Raw genomic sequence first — 15,157 nt, forward strand, 5'->3', positions numbered from 1 at the left:
ATCTGATTCCTCAAGCAAGCGGAGCCAACCATGGCACGGTACATGATGATCGCGCTGCTGTCCTTCTTCGTCGCCGGATCGGTGTGGGCCCAGACCCCCGATCTGGATGCGAAGAAAAAGGAAATCGAGAAGATCACCCAGGAGATGGGCGTGGCGGGCAGCCCGGAGGAGTATGACGCGCTCAAGAAGAAGTACGACGCCGCCGTGGCGGAGTACAAGCAGCTCAAGTCCAAGGTCCAGAGCGAGAATGACCAGGACGTGGCCTGCAAGAGCGCCATCAACGCCTGCAACACGGCGTTCAAGGAAAAAGACTACGCCACTGCCCGGACCCAGGCCCTGGCGGCCCTGAAGACGTGTCCGGACAATCCCAAAGCGCAGTACATGCTGGGTTTGAGCGAGAAGAAGCTGGGCAACTATCCGGCGGCCCTGGCCGCGCTGGACAAGGCAGCCCGCCTGGAGCCCAACGACACGCGGGCCCTGCTGGAGAAGGCGCGTCTGCTGGCCGGTGAGATGAAGCGCACCAAGGACGCCGCGGACGTGCTGGATGCCATGATCGCCAAGCACCCCAAGGAAGCCAAGCCCTGGTTCGAGAAGGGCAAGATCTTCCTGGAGCAGAAGAACTTCGAGCTGGCCATTCCGGCCCTGGAGCAGGCGGTCAATGTGGAACCGGGCTTCTCCCGCGGGTGGGTCGTCCTGGCCCAGGCCTGCGTGGAATCCCACGACTGCAACAAGGCCCTGAGCGCCGTGGAGCAGGCCTTGAAGGACAAGGCCAACAAGGACATCTCCGAGGTGTACTTCCAGCAGGCCGCGGCGGCCAACCAGTGCGCCCAATACGACAAGGCCCTGGCCGCCTCCGACGCCTGTCTGGCCAACATCGGCAAGCTCAAGCAGAACAAGAGCTACGTCCAGGGCGGGGCCCACTTCGAAAAGGGCGTGGCCTACTCCAAAAAGGGCCAGACCCCGGCCGCGCTGAAGGCCTTCCAGGAGGCGGCCGGCTTCCTCGAGTGGCGCCAGAGTGCCAACTACGAGATCGACGCCATCAAAAAGGACCAGGGCAACTAGCCGGTCAGCTTCAAGCCGCATGTTCCAGGCGCCCCCGAGGGCGCCTTTTTCATGCCCCGCCGATCCTGAAATCCCGCAACGACCACCTGCAGCCATCTCGGATCACCTTCTCATAAGAATGAACAAGGCCAATCTGCCGAACCGCAGGATGGTGGTCCGTTGTTGAGCAAACGGAAAAATACTGGCTCCGAGAGGATCGACTTCCTCTCCGATTCGTTGTAAGGCTACCTGCCAATATTTTAACTTTCGCGCTTGTCTTGAGTCCCCAACCGGGAGGCAGAATGGCTAGGTTCAGGTTTGGAAATAAAAGCTTCGCAGGTGGCGTGCATCCAGCGGACCACAAGTCGCTCACTCAGGAGTTGCCGCTGGCCGTCATGCCGGATCCGCCCCTGCTGCTGCTGCCCGTGCAGCAACATATCGGCCGGCCCGCCGTGCCGCGGGTGACCAAAGGCGCCTGGGTCCGCGAGGGAGAACTCCTAGCGGATGCGCCCTCGGCGGTCAGCGCCGTGGTGCGGGCCCCCCGGGCCGGGTTCGTGCAGGCCGTGGAGTCGGGCGGCACAGCCAACGGTTTTCCGGGTACGCTGATCGTTCTCAAGCCGGGCCTGCCGCCGGACGAGGCCGCGGCGGCCGAATTGGCGCAGCCGCTTCGACTGGAACCTCTGGATCCGCGCACGGCCAGCATCGAATCCGTGCTGGAGCGCGTGCGCGAGGCCGGCATCGTCGGCCAGGGCGGCGCCGCCTTTCCCACCGCGGTCAAGCTGCTGCCGCCGGACGGTTCCACGGTGGAACTGCTGATCCTCAACGGCTGCGAATGCGAACCCTTTCTCACCCGCGACTACCGCCTGATGCTCGAGGAGCCGGCCCGCGTGCTGGACGGCGCCCGGCTGCTGGCCCGCGTGCTGGGCGTCGACCAAGTGGTGATCGGCGTGGAGGACAACAAACCCCGGGCGGTCGAGGCGCTGGAACAGGCCCTGCGCGCCGCCGGGGACGGGCCCCGGATCCGCCTGCTGCCCCTTCAGACCAAGTATCCGCAAGGGGCGGAGAAAATGCTGGTGGAGGCGGCCACGGGACGTCAGGTGCCGCCCGGCGGCCTGCCCCTGAACGTGGGCGCCGTGGTGCAGAACGTGGGCACGGCCCTGGCCGTGCTTGACGCCGTAGTGGACGGTCGCGTGCAGACGGACGCCATCCTGACGGTCAGTGGACGCGGCGTCGCCCGGCCGGCCAACCTGCGCGTGCCCGTAGGCACGCCTGTCGCCGAGGTGCTGGAGCACTGTGGTGGCCTGACGGCAGGGGCCGTGCGCGTGATCGTGGGCGGCCCCATGATGGGCGTGGCCCAGCACGATCTTGCAGCACCCGTGACCAAGGCCTGCTCGGGGATCCTGGCCCTGACGGCGGCCGAATTGGGCCCCCAGGGCGAGGTCGGCCACTGCCTGCGCTGTGCCCGCTGCGTGGAAGCCTGCCCCGTCCACCTGATGCCCAGCCGCCTGGCCCGCCTGGGCGAACTGGGCCGAGCCGAGGAGGCCCGCGAGCAGGGAATCGAGGTCTGCATGGAATGCGGCACCTGCGCCTTCGCCTGCCCCGCCGGCCTGCCGCTGGTGCAGTGGCTGCGGCTGGGCAAGCAGCAGGTCCGCCACTTAAGCCGGAGCGCCTCATGAGCGACGCCACTCCCGGAGCAGGCGGCCGGATCCCACTGACCCTGGTCACCTCGCCCCATCTCCACAGTTATTGGACCACTTCGCGCCTGATGTGGGCCGTCGTCCTCTGCCTGTTGCCCTCCCTGGGCGCCGGTCTGGTCTTTTTCGGCCTGCGCAGCCTGGCCCTGGTGGCGGCCGCCATCCTGGGCGCCGCCGGCTCCGAATGGGCCATCCAGCGCTGGCGCAAGCAGCCCTTCTCCCTTTGGGACGGATCCGCCGTGCTCACGGGCCTGCTGCTGGCCCTGGTGCTGCCGCCCCGGCTGCCCCTGCCCATGGCCGTGCTGGGCGGCGTGGTCTCCATCGGGTTGGGCAAGGCCGTCTACGGCGGGCTGGGCATGAACATCTTCAACCCGGCGCTGGTGGGACGGGCCTTTCTCCAGGCGGCCTTCCCGGTGGCCATGACCTCCTGGGTGGCCAACCGCCTGGCCGTGGACACCGTCAGTTCGGCCACGCCCCTGGCCCTGGTCAAATTCCGCGAACCGGGCCTGGCGGCGGCCGAATTGGCCCCGCCCCTGAAAGCTCTCTTCCTGGGCACCACCCCGGGCAGCCTGGGCGAGACCAGCGCCCTGGCCCTGCTATTGGGCGGCGCGGTCCTACTGGTCCTGCGGATCGCCAACTGGCGCATTCCTCTGGCCATGACCCTGGGCGCCCTGGCCCTGGGCGGCGGCCTTTGGCTGGCCGATCCCGTGCTCTGGCCGCATCCGCTCTTCCACCTGCTGGCGGGCGGCTTCCTGCTGGGCGCGCTCTTCATGGCCACGGATCTGGCCACCAGCCCCATGACTCCCGGCGGCATGTGGATCTTCGGGTTCGGGGCGGGCTTTCTCACCGTGCTGATCCGCCTCTTCGGCGGCCTGCCCGAGGGCGTGATGTATTCCATCCTGATCATGAACTCGACGGTCCCGCTGCTCAATCGCTGGACCCGGCCGCGCATTTTCGGAGCGCCGCGATGAAAACCACCCTGCACATGCTGGCCACCCTATTGGCCGTGGGCCTGCTGGCGGGGGCCAGCCTGGCCCTGGTCTCCGGCTGGGCCCAGCCGATCATCACGGAAAACGAGACCCGCGCCAAGCTGGCCGCCGTGATGGACGTGGTGCCCGGCGGCGCTTCGTCCAAAACCCTGGCCGAGCTGGCGCCGGGGGCCCCGGCGGAGCTGGACGCCTATCAGGTACTGGACGCCCAGGGCCAGGTGCTGGGCTGGGCCGTGGTGGGCGAGGGCACGGGCTTCGCCGACAAGATCCGCCTGATCGTCGGCCTGAGCCCGGACCTGAGCCAAACCGTCGGGTTGAAAGTCCTGAAGGACAACGAGACCCCCGGGCTGGGCACCAAGATCCGCGAAGGCCTGTTTCCGGACCAGTTCTTCGGACGGGCGGGCCGGCCGGCCCCGGTCCTGGGACAGACCGAGCTGAAGGTGGTCAAGTCGCCGCCCGCGGCCCCCCAGGAAATCCAGGCCATCACCGGCGCCACGATCAGTTCCAAGGCCGTGGTGCGCATCATCAACGCCAGCGTGCAGGCTCTGCGCGCCGGGCTGGGCGACGCCCTGCCGGCTACCCAGCCGACTGTCGCCGCGGGAGGTGGAGCATGAAAGGCCAACTGAGCACGAATCAGGAGATCCTTAAGGGCCTCTGGGACCAGAACCCCACGCTGCGCCAGCTGTTGGGCATGTGTCCCACCCTGGCCGTGACGGTGACCGCCGTGAACGGCGTGGCCATGGGCCTGGCCGTGATCTTCGTGCTGATCTGTTCGAACCTGATGATCTCGCTGGTGCGCAACTGGATTCCCAGCCAGGTGCGCATCGCGGCCTACATCGTGATCATCGCGACCTTTGTCACAGTGGTGGACCTGACCATGAAGGCCCGCTTCACCGAGCTCAGCCAATCCCTGGGGGCCTTCATCCCGCTCATCGTGGTGAACTGCATCATCCTCGGCCGCGCGGAGGCCTTCGCCTCCAAGAACGGACCCTGGCGCAGCATCCTGGACGCCGTGGGCATGGGCGTGGGCTTCACCTTGACGCTGACCTTGATGGGCGCGCTGCGCGAGATCCTGGGCAGCGGCCGGCTCTTCGGGGCAGTCGTCCTGCCGGGCTGGGAACCCTGGGTGGTGATGATCCTGCCCGCCGGGGGCTTTCTGACCCTGGCGCTGATCCTGGGCGCCGTCAACCTGATCTCCAGTCAACGGGAGCGCCAGGCCCGCCAGACGCTGGTGGAGGAGAGCCGGGTGACCCGGCGGCTCAAACTGAGCTCCGCCGGTGCGACCGGCGTGGCGGGAGGGGAGGCCTGATGGACCTGCTGCTGATCTTCCTGGGCGCCGCCCTGGTGAACAACTTCGTGCTCAGCTACTTCCTGGGCATCTGTCCCTTCATCGGCGTCTCCGGCCGCCTGTCCAGCGCCTTTTCCATGGGCATGGCCACCACCTTCGTGCTGGTGATGACCGCCCTGGTCACCTGGCTGGTCCAGACCTATATCCTGGCGCCGCTGGGGCTGGAATACCTGCAGACCGTGGCCTTCATCCTGATCGTCGCCGCGTTGGTGCAATTCGTGGAAATGGTGATCAAGAAGATGAGCCCGGCCCTTTACCGGGCGCTGGGCATCTACCTGCCGCTGATCACCACCAATTGCGCCATTCTGGGCCTGGCCCTGTTTATCCAGTTGCGCGGCTACGGCTTCCTGCAGAGCCTGGTCTTCGGACTGGGAGCCGGGGCCGGCTTCACATTGGCCCTCTGCCTGATGGCCGGGATTCGCGAGGAACTGGAGCTGGCCGAGGTGCCGGACAGCTTGAAGGGCGCGGGCATCACACTAATGGTGGCGGCCACGATGGCGATGGCCTTCATGGGCTTCGCCGGAATGATCTAAGACTTTCAAGGAGATTGACATGAGCACGCGCCGTGACTTTTTGAAAAGCGCGCTGGTGGGCGGAGCCGCCTTGGGTCTGGGCTTCTGGGGCGGGTTTGAATGGAAGGGCCAGGCCCCGGACGGACCCTGGGAACTGGCCGCCCGGGTGCCGGAGGGCGAGGAGGACGCGCTGCGCCAGCTGGCCGCGCGGCTGGGCCTGGAATTGGAGTCGGCCCGCTGGCAGGACGCCCCGCTGAGTGGCGATGCCGACCTGGCGCTGCTGCGGGGCGGACGCCTGCTGGATCCCGCCCAGTGGCCGGCCGCGGCCCTGGACCTGCGCCGGACCTGGGCCGGTCGCCCGGCCAGCCGCTGGCTGAGCCTGCAGGCGCCCGCGGGCGCGGCGGCGCGCCAGGCCCTGGTGCGCGGGCCGGAGGGTCTGCTGGCCCGCCTGGACCTGGAGCGCGCGGGCGAGCACGTGCTGCGCGGCCGGGAGGGGCGGCGGCTGGTGCTGGCCGTGGCCGACGGCGGCGTGTCCGTGGCCGAGGCCGGCTGCCGGCATCTGCACTGTCTGCGCCAGGGCCGGGTGAGCCGGGTGGGCGAGCGCCTGCTTTGCGCACCGGCGGGCCTGCTGGTGGAGTTGGAGGCCTAGCCCATGTACCGGGTGAGCGCGCCGTTTCGCGGGCGGGTCTCGCCCTGGCGACGCTGGCGGCGTGATCTCCTGCTGGCCCTGGCGGCCGGCGCGCTGGGACTGGGGCTGGGCGCTTGGCTGGGTCCCAAGCCCGAGGTGCTGGTCACCCGCAGCCGGCCCCTGATGGGCACGCTGATGGAGATCCGCCTGCCCGGTCCGCTGGATGCGGCGGGCGAGGCGGCGGTGGCCGCGGCCTTTGCCGAGATGGCCCGCGTGGAGCGCGTGCTGGCGCCCTATCGGCCCGGCGGCGGACCGGCGAGCGCGGCGGAAAGCCTGGAGGTGACACAGCTGCTGAAGTTGGGCCGGCAGGTGGGGGCGGCCAGCCTGGGCGCGCTGGATCTGCGGATCCGCGACTGGGTGGAGTTGTGGGGCTTTGAAAGCACGCCGCGCAAACCGTCCCAAACCGAACTGGACTCCCTGGCTCGGCGGCGGGCCCTGCGACCCGTCAGCGGCGATTGGCGCGAGTATTCCTTTGGGTGCGTGGCTGCGGGGTACGCCGTGGACCGGGCCCTGCAGGTGCTGAAGGCCCGGGGCCTGACCCGCGCGCTGGTGAATGCCGGCGGCGAAGTGGGAGTGCTGGGGCAAGGCTGGCGGGTGGGCGTGCAGGATCCGCGGGATTCCCTGGCCCTGCTGGCCCGCCTGACCCTGGACGAGGGCCAGTTCGTGGCCACCTCGGGGGACTACCAGAGCGCCTTCGAGGCGGAAGGCCGGCGCTGGCATCACCTGCTGCAGCCGGCCACGGGCCTGCCCGCAACCGAGTGCCGCAGCGTGTCGGTGCGGGCGCCGAGCTGCGCCGAGGCGGACATCTGGGCGACGGCCCTGTTCGTCATGGGGCCCGCGGGCGCTTTGGCAATGGCCCAGCGCCGTCCGGAACTGGAAGTGTTGGTGGTGGATGCCGAGGGCCAGACCGCCCGCAGCGCGGGTTGGGACGCCCCGGTCAGGAGGAAGTGATGGAAGCGACGCTGATTCCCGCCCTGTTCACCATGGGCGGACTGGGCATCTTCTTCGCCGGCGCCCTGGCGCTGGCGGATCGTAAACTCCGCGTGGAGGAGGATCCGCGCATCGCCCTGGTGGCCGAGCAATTGCCCGGCGCCAACTGCGGCGCCTGCGGCCTGGCGGGCTGCCAGGATTTCGCCGTCCGGGTGGTGGCCGGCGAGGCCGCGCTGACCGGTTGTCCCGTGGGTGGCTCCGAGGTAGCCGCGGAGATCGCCCGCGTGCTGGGCGTGGAACCCGGTGAGAGCGTGCGGCTGGTGGCCCGCGTGCACTGCCGGGGCGGGGACGGTCAGGCGGCGGACAAGCCGGTCGAGTACGTGGGGCCCGCCTCCTGCAGCGCCCAGGCCCTGGTGGGCGGCGGCGAGAAGGCCTGCCTCTACGGCTGCCTGGGGGGCGGCGAATGCGTGACGGCCTGCCAGTTCGACGCCCTGATCATGAACGACCAAGGACTGCCCGAGGTGATCGACGAGCTCTGCACGGGCTGCGGCGCCTGCGTGCGCGCCTGTCCGCGCGATGTGCTGGAACTGCACCCCGAAGACCGCGACCTCTTCATCTTCTGCCGCAGCCACGACGATCCCAAGACGGCCAAGAAAGTCTGCGCCGTGGCCTGCCTGGGCTGCGGGATCTGCGCCCGTAAAAGCAACGGAGCCATCACCCTGCGCGAGAATCTGGCCATCATCGACTACGAGCGCGTCGATCCGGCGGAGATCCCGCTGGACAAATGCCGGACAGGGGCCATCGGCCTGTTGTCGGCCCAGTCCCAGCCGGCGGCCGAGACGCAGCCGGCGGCACCGGAATCCGCCGCGTCGGCGGCCTGAGTCACATGGAGTCCCCCCAGGCCCTGCGCCGGCCGCCCGAGCTCCAGCTGGAAGAAGGCGTGGTGTTGGAGGTGGAACTCGGTCCGCCGGCCCGCATCCGCGTGCAGCTCAGCGCCGGCCCGGGTTGCGAGGAGTGCGGCGCCCGCTTGATCTGCCGCCCGGAGGATCCGGAGCGGCGCAGCCTCTGGGTGCGCGTGGACGACCCCCTGCCGGACGTGGGCAGCCAGGTCCGTCTGGCTGTGGAGGGCTCGCGCCTGCTCGTGGCCAGCACCTGGGCCTATGGGTTGCCGCTGCTCGGCCTCTGCGCGGGAGTCGGACTGGGCTGGTGGCTCGGCGCCGGCTGGCCGGCCCGCGAACTCTTGGCATTTCTGGCCGGTCTGCTCGGGGCCGCGCTGCCCTATGCTCTGCTCGCGCGGCGCAGCCGCCGCCGCCCCGAGGAGGAGTGGCTGGGCGCGCGCCTCCTGCCCTGAATCCGCCGCTAGGGACTTGCGCCGACGCCTCTCCCTGCGCAAGTTGCAGGCCCAAAGCCCGGAGGAGAGATGGCTTACGATTCCGACAACGTCTTCGCCCGCATCCTGCGGGGCGAGATCCCCTGCCGCGCTGTCTACGAGGACGATTTCGCCCTGGCCTTCCACGATCTGCATCCCCAGGCGCCCGTCCACGTGCTGGTGATCCCCAAGGGTCCCTACACCAGCCTGGAGGACTTCAGTCGAGCGGCGCCGCCCGCGCTGCAGGCGGGTTTCCTGCGGGCCGTGGGCGAGACCGCGCGGCGGCTGGGGCTGGCGGAGGGCGGCTACCGCGTGCTGGCCAACCACGGCCGGGACGGCGGCCAGGAAGTGCCCCACTTGCACGTCCACATCTTCGGCGGACGCCCGCTGGGGCGCATGGTCCAGCCTGCCTGACGGCCGGAGCCGCGGGGTTCCGGACGGGCGGATCAGGCTTGGCAGGGCAACATTCTTGTCCTATCTTTCCCGCCGTCGGCAGGCGGATGGCCTCCCGGCCCCGGGTGCTTCCCTGCCCGGGCGAAGAGACCCGCACAAGTGGCGCCGCCGGCGCCACTTTTTCATGCACAAGGAGAGGCCGGTGAGTCAGGTCATCACGCGCAAATCCTATCTGAGGCTCCAGGGGGAGCTGAAGAACATGCGGGAAGTGGAGCAGCTGGCCATCCGCGACCGCATTTCCGCCGCGCGCGACCTGGGGGACTTGTCCGAGAATGCTGAGTATCACGCCGCGCGCGAGGAACTCAGCATGCTGATGTACAAAGTGGCCAAGCTGGAGGAGCGGCTGGCCGACTGTCGCATCGTGGACGAGGACGAGATCGACGCCTCCAGCGTGCGCGCCTTCACCGAAGTCACGCTGATGGACTTGAACCTCAAGCGCGAGGTGATCTTCAAGCTGGTGGAGCCCGAGCAGATGGACTTTGCCAGCGGCCGGATCTCCGTGGGGAGCCCAATTGCCAAGGGATTGATCGGCAAGAAGATCGGCGAGGTGGCCGAGATTGAGGTCCCCGCCGGCGTCAAGCGCTACCAGGTGCTGAAGATCGACAAGTACTTCGGGGACGCCTGAGCCGCGACGCGGCCGGTCCCGGAAAGGACCCATGCTCATCTCGCCTGCCCGACGCCTGCAGGGCAGCCTGCACCTGCCGGGCGACAAATCCCTCAGTCATCGCCACATCCTGCGCGCCGCCCTGGTGGAGGGGCGCAGCGGCCTGTTGAACCTGCCGGAGAGCCTGGACATCCGTGCCAGCCTGGACGCCGTGGCGGCTCTGGGTGTGGGCGTCTCCCGCGCGGACGGCCGGGTCTGGCTGGACAGCCCCGGGCTGGAGGGCTGGCGCCAGCCCACCTCCGCCATCGACTGCGGCAACAGCGGAACCACGGCGCGCCTGTTACTGGGCCTCTTGGCCGGCAGCAGCCTGGACGTGGAGCTGCGCGGCGACGAATCCCTCGCGCGCCGGCCCATGGCCCGGGTGGCCGAACCGCTGCGGCGCATGGGCGCCCGGATCGACCTGGCGGGCGACGGTCTGCCGCTGCGCGTGCGCGGCGCCCGCCTGGAGGGAATCCGCTTCGACTTGCCCGTGCCCAGTGCCCAACTGAAGAGCGCCGTCCTGCTGGCCGGCCTGCTGGCCTCCGGCGAAACCCGGGTGCGCGAATCCCTGCCCTGCCGGGACCACACGGAGCGGCTGCTGGGCTTGAATTCCGAGGTGGTGGACTTCGCCAGCCAGGGGCGCGCGGGCATCGTGCGCGAGTGGATCGTCAGCGGGCGGGACCTGCCGCGCCAGCCCTGGAGCGACATCCGTCTGCCCGCGGATCCCAGCACGGCCGCGTTCTACGTGGTGGCCACGCTGCTGCTGGACGAGGGCGAACTGGTCCTGCCCGAGTTGCTGGTCAACCCCTTCCGGCGCGACTACCTGGATGAGTTGCAGGAGTGGGGCGCTTTGCTGGAGCTGGAGGAGATCCCCGGCGAAGGCTTCTGCGGCCCCACTTTCTGCGGGCTGGAGGGCTGCAACCCCGGCGAGCAGTGCCCCATCGCCGAACCCGTGGCCAACCTGCGCGTGCGGGCCGGTCTGCCCCTGAGCGCCCGGCCGCTCTCCGGCCGCCGTCTGCCGCGCCTGATCGACGAGATTCCCGCCCTGGCCGTGGCCGCCATGCGCTCGGACACGCCCTTCGACGTCTCCGACGCGGCCGAACTGCGCCTGAAGGAGAGCGACCGCCTGCACGGGCTGGTGGAGCTGCTGCGGGCTTTCGGCGGCCAGGTGGAGGAGCGCGCCGACGGCTTCCGGCTGGAGGCGCCCGCGGTCATCCGCGCGGCCCGGTACGACGCGCGCGGGGATCATCGGCTGGCCATGGCCGCCGCCGTGCTGGCGCTGGCCGCCGACGGCGAGAGCGAGATCCTGGGACTGGAGTCCGCCGCCGTCAGCCATCCCGCCTTTCTCGAGGATCTGCGAACCCTGCTGGATTGAATCCCTGGCGGGCCGGTCCCGCGTTGGAGGATCGCCCTCATGCCCGAGTACTTTCCCCGTCCGGTCTCCCCCCCGACGCAGCTGCGAGGCCCGCTCCGCGTGGGCCTGATCGGGCGCCGGCTGCAGGGAAGCCTCTCGCCCTTCCTGCACCGCCGTGCCGCCGAGCTGGCCGGAGTGGAGCTGCAGTTCGAACTGGTGGAACTGGCTGAAGCGTCGGAACTCCCCGGCGCGCTGCGCCGCCTGCACCAGGAGCGCTGGCAGGGCTTCTCCGTCACCATGCCCTGGAAGACCCGGGTGGGCGACCACCTGCTGGGTCAGAGCCCGGACGCCATCTCCATCGGCGGGGTCAACCTGCTGCTGCGGGCGGACGAGGGCTGGATCGGCGAGAACAGCGACGCCGAGGGCTTCCTGCGTCCGCTGGCCCGGCGCCGGCTGGCCTTCCGGCGCGTGCTGGTGGTGGGCACGGGCGGGGCCGCGCGGGCCGTGCTGCACGTGCTGGCCTCCATGCCCTTCGTGGAGGAAGTCTGGGTGCGCGGCCGGCGACGGGAAGCCGCCCAACTGCTGGTGGACGAATTCGGGCTGGAGCCGCGCCGCTGGCACGCCCTGGGCTGGGAGGATTCGCTGCCCGGGAGGGCCGACCTGCTGGTGAACGCCACGCCGCTGGGCACGGCGGGTCTGTTTCCGGACGAATTGCCCTGCCCGGTGGAGTGGATCCAGCCGGACTCCACCTGCTACGACCTGGTCTACCAACCGCGCGCGACGCCGTTTGTGCGCGCGGCCCGGGAACGCGGCGCCGGGGTGGTGGAGGGCCTGGAGATGCTGACGGCCCAGGCCCGGCGGGCCTTCGAGGCCTGGACGGGCCGGCCCTTTGCCGAAGACGTGCTCTGGCGGGAGTTGGAATTGGATCCGGCCGGCGCGCCGCGCCCGGACGCTGCGCATGCTTGAGTTCATGCCCAAGGATCTGGACGGCCGCGATTCGCACGTGCGACCCTCGGCCCCGAGTGCCCGGGGTTTCAGACTGTGTTTCCTGTTCGGCGCGGAACCGGTGCTTCATACGGGATCTTTTGAGCCTGCCTGGCGTGCCCCGGGTGGGTGGGGGGTGGTGGGAGGGAATCCCGCCAAATCAGAAAACAGGCAAGCTTCATGAAGTGGCTTTCCGCCGGCGAATCCCACGGTCCCGCCATGGGCATCATCCTGGAAGGACTTCCCGCCGGTCTGCCGCTGGGCGCGGCCCGCATCGATCATGAGCTGCACCGCCGCCAGCAGGGCCACGGCCGGGGTGGCCGGATGGCCATCGAGCAGGATCAGGTGGAGATCCTGGCCGGCCTGCGGCACGGCCTGACCTTGGGCAGCCCCCTGCACCTGCTGGTGCGCAACCGCGACCACGCCAACTGGGCCCAGGCCATGCAGGCCGAACCCGTGGACGGCCCGGGCGCCGGCGTGGAGGTGCGGGTGCCCCGACCCGGGCACGCCGACCTGCCCGGCGCGCTGAAGTACGGCCACCGCGACCTGCGTAACGTGCTGGAGCGGGCCAGCGCGCGCGAGACTGTCAACCGCGTCCTGGCCGGCGCCGTGGCCCTCCAGCTGTTGGAGCCCATGGGCATCTGCGTGGCGGGCTTCGTGCACGCGCTGGGCGGAGTGGTGGCTGGGGCGCGGCCCGGGTTCGAGGAGGATCCGCGCGAGCTGGTCCGCCGGGCGGACGCCAGCCCGGTGCGCTGCCTGGACCCCGACGCGGAGGCGGAGATGATCCGCGTCATCGATGCCGCCCACGCGGCGGGCGACACCCTGGGCGGAGTGGTGGAGCTGCGCGCGACGGGCCTGCCGGCCGGCCTGGGCAGCCACGTGCACTGGGAGCGCCGGCTGGACGGCCGACTAGGCGCGGCCCTGCTCAGCCTGCCCGCGGTGAAGGGCCTGGAACTGGGGGATGCCTTCGCCCAGTCCGCCCTGGGTGGGCAGGCGGCGCTGGATCCCCTGCGGCCCGCGGCCGGGACGCCGCCGCTTTCCCGGCAGGGTAACCGGCACGGCGGTTTGGATGGCGGGATGAGCACGGGGGAGACCCTCTGGCTGCGCCTGGCCATGAAACCCCTGTCCACGTTGCGTCGCCCGCTGCCCAGCGTCAACCTGACCAGCCTCGAAGCCTGTTCGGCCCACCGCGAGCGCAGCGACGTCTGCGCCCTGCCCGCCCTGGCGGTGGTGGCCGAGCACGTCCTGGCCTGGGAGCTGGCCCGAGCCGTGCTGGAGACCTTCGGCGCGGACACGTGGGAGGAAACCCAGCACCGCTACGCCCGCCGCGACGAGCGCTGGGAGCGCATCCTCGGACCGGGCACATGCTGATCACGCTGGTGGGCTTCATGGCCTGCGGAAAGTCCACCCTGGGGCCCCTAATGGCCCTCTGCCTGAACCAGCCCTTCCGTGACCTGGACGCGTGCGTGGAGGCCCGCGCGGGCCGGAGCCTAGCCTGGCTCTTCGAACAAGAAGGAGAGGAGGGCTTCCGCCGCCTGGAACGCAGCGCCTGGCACGAGCAGGTCCGCGAATTCTCCGGCGTGCTGGCCGTGGGCGGCGGCCTGCCCTGTCAGCCGGGCGGCGTGGAGGAACTGCGCGCCGCCGGTCCGGTCCTCTTCCTGGACCCGCCGCTGGACCTGCTGCTGGCCCGCCTCCAGGGGGATCGACAGCGGCCCCTGGTGACCGCCCTGCCGGAGGAGCGGCGCGCGTCGGCGCTGCGCGAACTCTGGGTCCACCGCCGGGATTTCTACCTCCAGGCGGGACGGCGGGTGGAGCTGCCGGCCGGCGAGGATCTGCCCCGGCAGCTGGACCGGCTGCTGGACGCGCTGGGTGAGGAGCAAACCGTGAGGGGTGGCCGCTGATGAGCATCCGCTACTGCATGCTCGATTTTCGCATCCGGCGCCAGAGTGAGGTGACGGTCAGCGCCCTCAGCCCGGCCCTGCTCTACGGCGACAGCCTCTTCGAGACGTTGCCCGTGGTGGAGACCGTGCCCGTCTTCCTGGGCGCGCACCTGGAGCGGCTGAACTTCAGCGCCGCGGCCCTGGGCTACGCCACGCGTCTCAAGGAAGGGCGCATGCGCGTGGCCATCGACAACCTGCTCACCGGCAACCTGCTGGAGCACGGCCGACTGCGCATCACGCTTTTCCGCGGCCACGGCCTGCCGGGCTCCAGCCAGGAGCTGCAGGCGGACCACGACCTGGTGCCGGTCAGCGCGGAGCAGGCGCCACCCGAACACGTGCTGATCCAGGTGGCCGGGCTGGAGGACCGCGCGCCCTGCGCCGCCGGCCTGGCCCGGGTCAACAACCGCCACCTGGATCCGCTGGCGCGCCACAAGACGGGCAACCGGCTCTTCTACCGTCTGTTCCGCCACTGGGACCCCGGGGGCTCGGTGGAGAGCCACCTCTGGCTCCATCCCCATCAGCCGGACGACCGCGAGGTGCTGGTGGCCGACGAGCAGGACCGCCTGCTGGAAGGCACGGTGAGCAATCTGTTCCTGGTGCTGGAAGGGCGGGTGGTCACGCCGCCGCGCGAGCTGGGGATTCTGCCGGGGATCATCCGCGGGCGCGTGCTGGCCAACGGGCGGCTGCCCGTGCGGGCCGACGTGCTCAAGGTCGAGGATCTGGAGCGGGCGGAGGAGGCCTTTCTGACCAACAGCGTGGTGGGCGTGCGGCCGCTGACCCGCATCGGGGCCCGGGACTTCGACGACGTGCCCGGGCCGCTGACGCGCCGCGTGATGGCCGCCCTGGAGGATCAGATCCTCCGGGACATCGCCCCGCTGCTGCCCTAGGAACTCAGGCCTGGCGCGGGCTGACGCGGGCCTTGACCCGCGGCCGGATGACTTCCGGCGGCATCAGGTGCAGCGTGCTGCGGGCCGCCCGGTCGCAGAGGTAGCCGATCACGGCCAGGAGTTCCTCCCGGTCCATGTCTTCCAGCCGCAGGTTCCAGAGCGTGGAATTGCGGATACGGTTCCTGTATTGGGCGAATTCGTCAGGGATTCTCACGGGGACCTCCAGGGGCTGCTACCTGCCCTTGGAGATCGGCAACCCGGCCCACCGACTTCAGCCCGGGGCCGGCATTCCCCGCGGAAAAATGCCGAATTTCCGCGGCGGGGT

The 15,157-nt window shown here is 70.2% G+C and carries 18 protein-coding genes; 17 read left to right on the forward strand and 1 reads right to left on the reverse strand.

Going from position 1 to position 15,157, the window contains the following annotated elements:
• Positions 1-30: 30 nt before the first annotated feature.
• From WC326_10390 to WC326_10470, 17 genes are all read left to right on the forward strand, one after another.
• Complete coding sequence (locus WC326_10390) at positions 31-1,062, forward strand: tetratricopeptide repeat protein (GenBank protein MFA7331466.1); 1,032 nt, start codon at positions 31-33, stop codon at positions 1,060-1,062.
• Between the two features lie 281 nt (positions 1,063-1,343).
• Positions 1,344-2,717, forward strand: coding sequence for an electron transport complex subunit RsxC (gene rsxC, locus WC326_10395; protein ID MFA7331467.1), 1,374 nt, complete (start codon positions 1,344-1,346; stop codon positions 2,715-2,717).
• The gene (locus WC326_10400) at positions 2,714-3,706 is read left to right on the forward strand and encodes an RnfABCDGE type electron transport complex subunit D (protein ID MFA7331468.1); all 993 of its coding nucleotides are present in this window, start codon (positions 2,714-2,716) and stop codon (positions 3,704-3,706) included. Before rsxC ends, WC326_10400 begins: the two co-directional genes overlap by 4 nt.
• Positions 3,703-4,338, forward strand: coding sequence for an FMN-binding protein (locus tag WC326_10405; GenBank protein ID MFA7331469.1), 636 nt, complete (start codon positions 3,703-3,705; stop codon positions 4,336-4,338). Before WC326_10400 ends, WC326_10405 begins: the two co-directional genes overlap by 4 nt.
• On the forward strand, positions 4,335-5,033 hold the full coding sequence (locus WC326_10410; protein ID MFA7331470.1) for an electron transport complex subunit E: 699 nt from the start codon (positions 4,335-4,337) through the stop codon (positions 5,031-5,033). The genes WC326_10405 and WC326_10410 overlap by 4 nt, the downstream gene beginning before the upstream one ends.
• Entirely contained in the window at positions 5,033-5,605 is a 573-nt protein-coding gene (gene rsxA, locus WC326_10415) for an electron transport complex subunit RsxA (protein ID MFA7331471.1), read from the forward strand. The genes WC326_10410 and rsxA overlap by 1 nt, the downstream gene beginning before the upstream one ends.
• 19 nt (positions 5,606-5,624) lie before the next feature.
• Positions 5,625-6,233, forward strand: coding sequence for a NusG domain II-containing protein (locus tag WC326_10420; GenBank protein MFA7331472.1), 609 nt, complete (start codon positions 5,625-5,627; stop codon positions 6,231-6,233).
• 3 nt (positions 6,234-6,236) lie between these two features.
• Positions 6,237-7,223: an FAD:protein FMN transferase gene (locus WC326_10425; protein MFA7331473.1), complete on the forward strand. Its 987-nt coding sequence runs from the start codon at positions 6,237-6,239 to the stop codon at positions 7,221-7,223.
• Positions 7,223-8,083 carry an RnfABCDGE type electron transport complex subunit B gene (locus tag WC326_10430; protein ID MFA7331474.1) on the forward strand — a complete coding sequence of 287 codons (861 nt, stop codon included), beginning with the start codon at positions 7,223-7,225 and terminating at the stop codon, positions 8,081-8,083. The genes WC326_10425 and WC326_10430 overlap by 1 nt, the downstream gene beginning before the upstream one ends.
• A 5-nt stretch (positions 8,084-8,088) precedes the next feature.
• On the forward strand, positions 8,089-8,553 hold the full coding sequence (locus WC326_10435) for a SoxR reducing system RseC family protein (GenBank protein ID MFA7331475.1): 465 nt from the start codon (positions 8,089-8,091) through the stop codon (positions 8,551-8,553).
• 69 nt (positions 8,554-8,622) lie between these two features.
• Positions 8,623-8,985 (forward strand): histidine triad nucleotide-binding protein, encoded by a 363-nt coding sequence (locus tag WC326_10440; GenBank protein ID MFA7331476.1) that lies wholly within the window; start codon positions 8,623-8,625, stop codon positions 8,983-8,985.
• Positions 8,986-9,166: 181 nt separating this feature from the next.
• Positions 9,167-9,649: a transcription elongation factor GreA gene (gene greA / locus WC326_10445; GenBank protein MFA7331477.1), complete on the forward strand. Its 483-nt coding sequence runs from the start codon at positions 9,167-9,169 to the stop codon at positions 9,647-9,649.
• Positions 9,650-9,680: 31 nt separating this feature from the next.
• Entirely contained in the window at positions 9,681-11,042 is a 1,362-nt protein-coding gene (gene aroA / locus WC326_10450; protein ID MFA7331478.1) for a 3-phosphoshikimate 1-carboxyvinyltransferase, read from the forward strand.
• 39 nt (positions 11,043-11,081) lie between these two features.
• Entirely contained in the window at positions 11,082-11,987 is a 906-nt protein-coding gene (locus tag WC326_10455; GenBank protein MFA7331479.1) for a shikimate dehydrogenase, read from the forward strand.
• A gap of 198 nt (positions 11,988-12,185) precedes the next feature.
• Positions 12,186-13,376: a chorismate synthase gene (gene aroC, locus WC326_10460; GenBank protein ID MFA7331480.1), complete on the forward strand. Its 1,191-nt coding sequence runs from the start codon at positions 12,186-12,188 to the stop codon at positions 13,374-13,376.
• Positions 13,370-13,906: a shikimate kinase gene (locus tag WC326_10465; protein ID MFA7331481.1), complete on the forward strand. Its 537-nt coding sequence runs from the start codon at positions 13,370-13,372 to the stop codon at positions 13,904-13,906. The genes aroC and WC326_10465 overlap by 7 nt, the downstream gene beginning before the upstream one ends.
• Entirely contained in the window at positions 13,906-14,832 is a 927-nt protein-coding gene (locus tag WC326_10470; GenBank protein ID MFA7331482.1) for an aminotransferase class IV, read from the forward strand. The genes WC326_10465 and WC326_10470 overlap by 1 nt, the downstream gene beginning before the upstream one ends.
• Before the next feature lie 4 nt (positions 14,833-14,836).
• On the opposite strand, the gene WC326_10475 is transcribed toward WC326_10470, so the two are convergent.
• The gene (locus WC326_10475; GenBank protein ID MFA7331483.1) at positions 14,837-15,046 is read right to left on the reverse strand and encodes a hypothetical protein; all 210 of its coding nucleotides are present in this window, start codon (positions 15,044-15,046) and stop codon (positions 14,837-14,839) included.
• Positions 15,047-15,157 lie beyond the last annotated feature (111 nt).

This window comes from Candidatus Delongbacteria bacterium (assembly GCA_041675285.1).
Classification (GTDB): domain Bacteria; phylum CAIWAD01; class CAIWAD01; order CAIWAD01; family CAIWAD01; genus CAIWAD01.

Coding starts and splice junctions, on each gene's coding strand:
- WC326_10390 (MFA7331466.1), top strand. CDS start 31: ATGGCACGGTACATGATGATCGCGCTGCTGTCCTTCTTCGTCGCCGGA.
- rsxC (MFA7331467.1), top strand. CDS start 1,344: ATGGCTAGGTTCAGGTTTGGAAATAAAAGCTTCGCAGGTGGCGTGCAT.
- WC326_10400 (MFA7331468.1), top strand. CDS start 2,714: ATGAGCGACGCCACTCCCGGAGCAGGCGGCCGGATCCCACTGACCCTG.
- WC326_10405 (MFA7331469.1), top strand. CDS start 3,703: ATGAAAACCACCCTGCACATGCTGGCCACCCTATTGGCCGTGGGCCTG.
- WC326_10410 (MFA7331470.1), top strand. CDS start 4,335: ATGAAAGGCCAACTGAGCACGAATCAGGAGATCCTTAAGGGCCTCTGG.
- rsxA (MFA7331471.1), top strand. CDS start 5,033: ATGGACCTGCTGCTGATCTTCCTGGGCGCCGCCCTGGTGAACAACTTC.
- WC326_10420 (MFA7331472.1), top strand. CDS start 5,625: ATGAGCACGCGCCGTGACTTTTTGAAAAGCGCGCTGGTGGGCGGAGCC.
- WC326_10425 (MFA7331473.1), top strand. CDS start 6,237: ATGTACCGGGTGAGCGCGCCGTTTCGCGGGCGGGTCTCGCCCTGGCGA.
- WC326_10430 (MFA7331474.1), top strand. CDS start 7,223: ATGGAAGCGACGCTGATTCCCGCCCTGTTCACCATGGGCGGACTGGGC.
- WC326_10435 (MFA7331475.1), top strand. CDS start 8,089: ATGGAGTCCCCCCAGGCCCTGCGCCGGCCGCCCGAGCTCCAGCTGGAA.
- WC326_10440 (MFA7331476.1), top strand. CDS start 8,623: ATGGCTTACGATTCCGACAACGTCTTCGCCCGCATCCTGCGGGGCGAG.
- aroA (MFA7331478.1), top strand. CDS start 9,681: ATGCTCATCTCGCCTGCCCGACGCCTGCAGGGCAGCCTGCACCTGCCG.
- WC326_10455 (MFA7331479.1), top strand. CDS start 11,082: ATGCCCGAGTACTTTCCCCGTCCGGTCTCCCCCCCGACGCAGCTGCGA.
- aroC (MFA7331480.1), top strand. CDS start 12,186: ATGAAGTGGCTTTCCGCCGGCGAATCCCACGGTCCCGCCATGGGCATC.
- WC326_10465 (MFA7331481.1), top strand. CDS start 13,370: ATGCTGATCACGCTGGTGGGCTTCATGGCCTGCGGAAAGTCCACCCTG.
- WC326_10470 (MFA7331482.1), top strand. CDS start 13,906: ATGAGCATCCGCTACTGCATGCTCGATTTTCGCATCCGGCGCCAGAGT.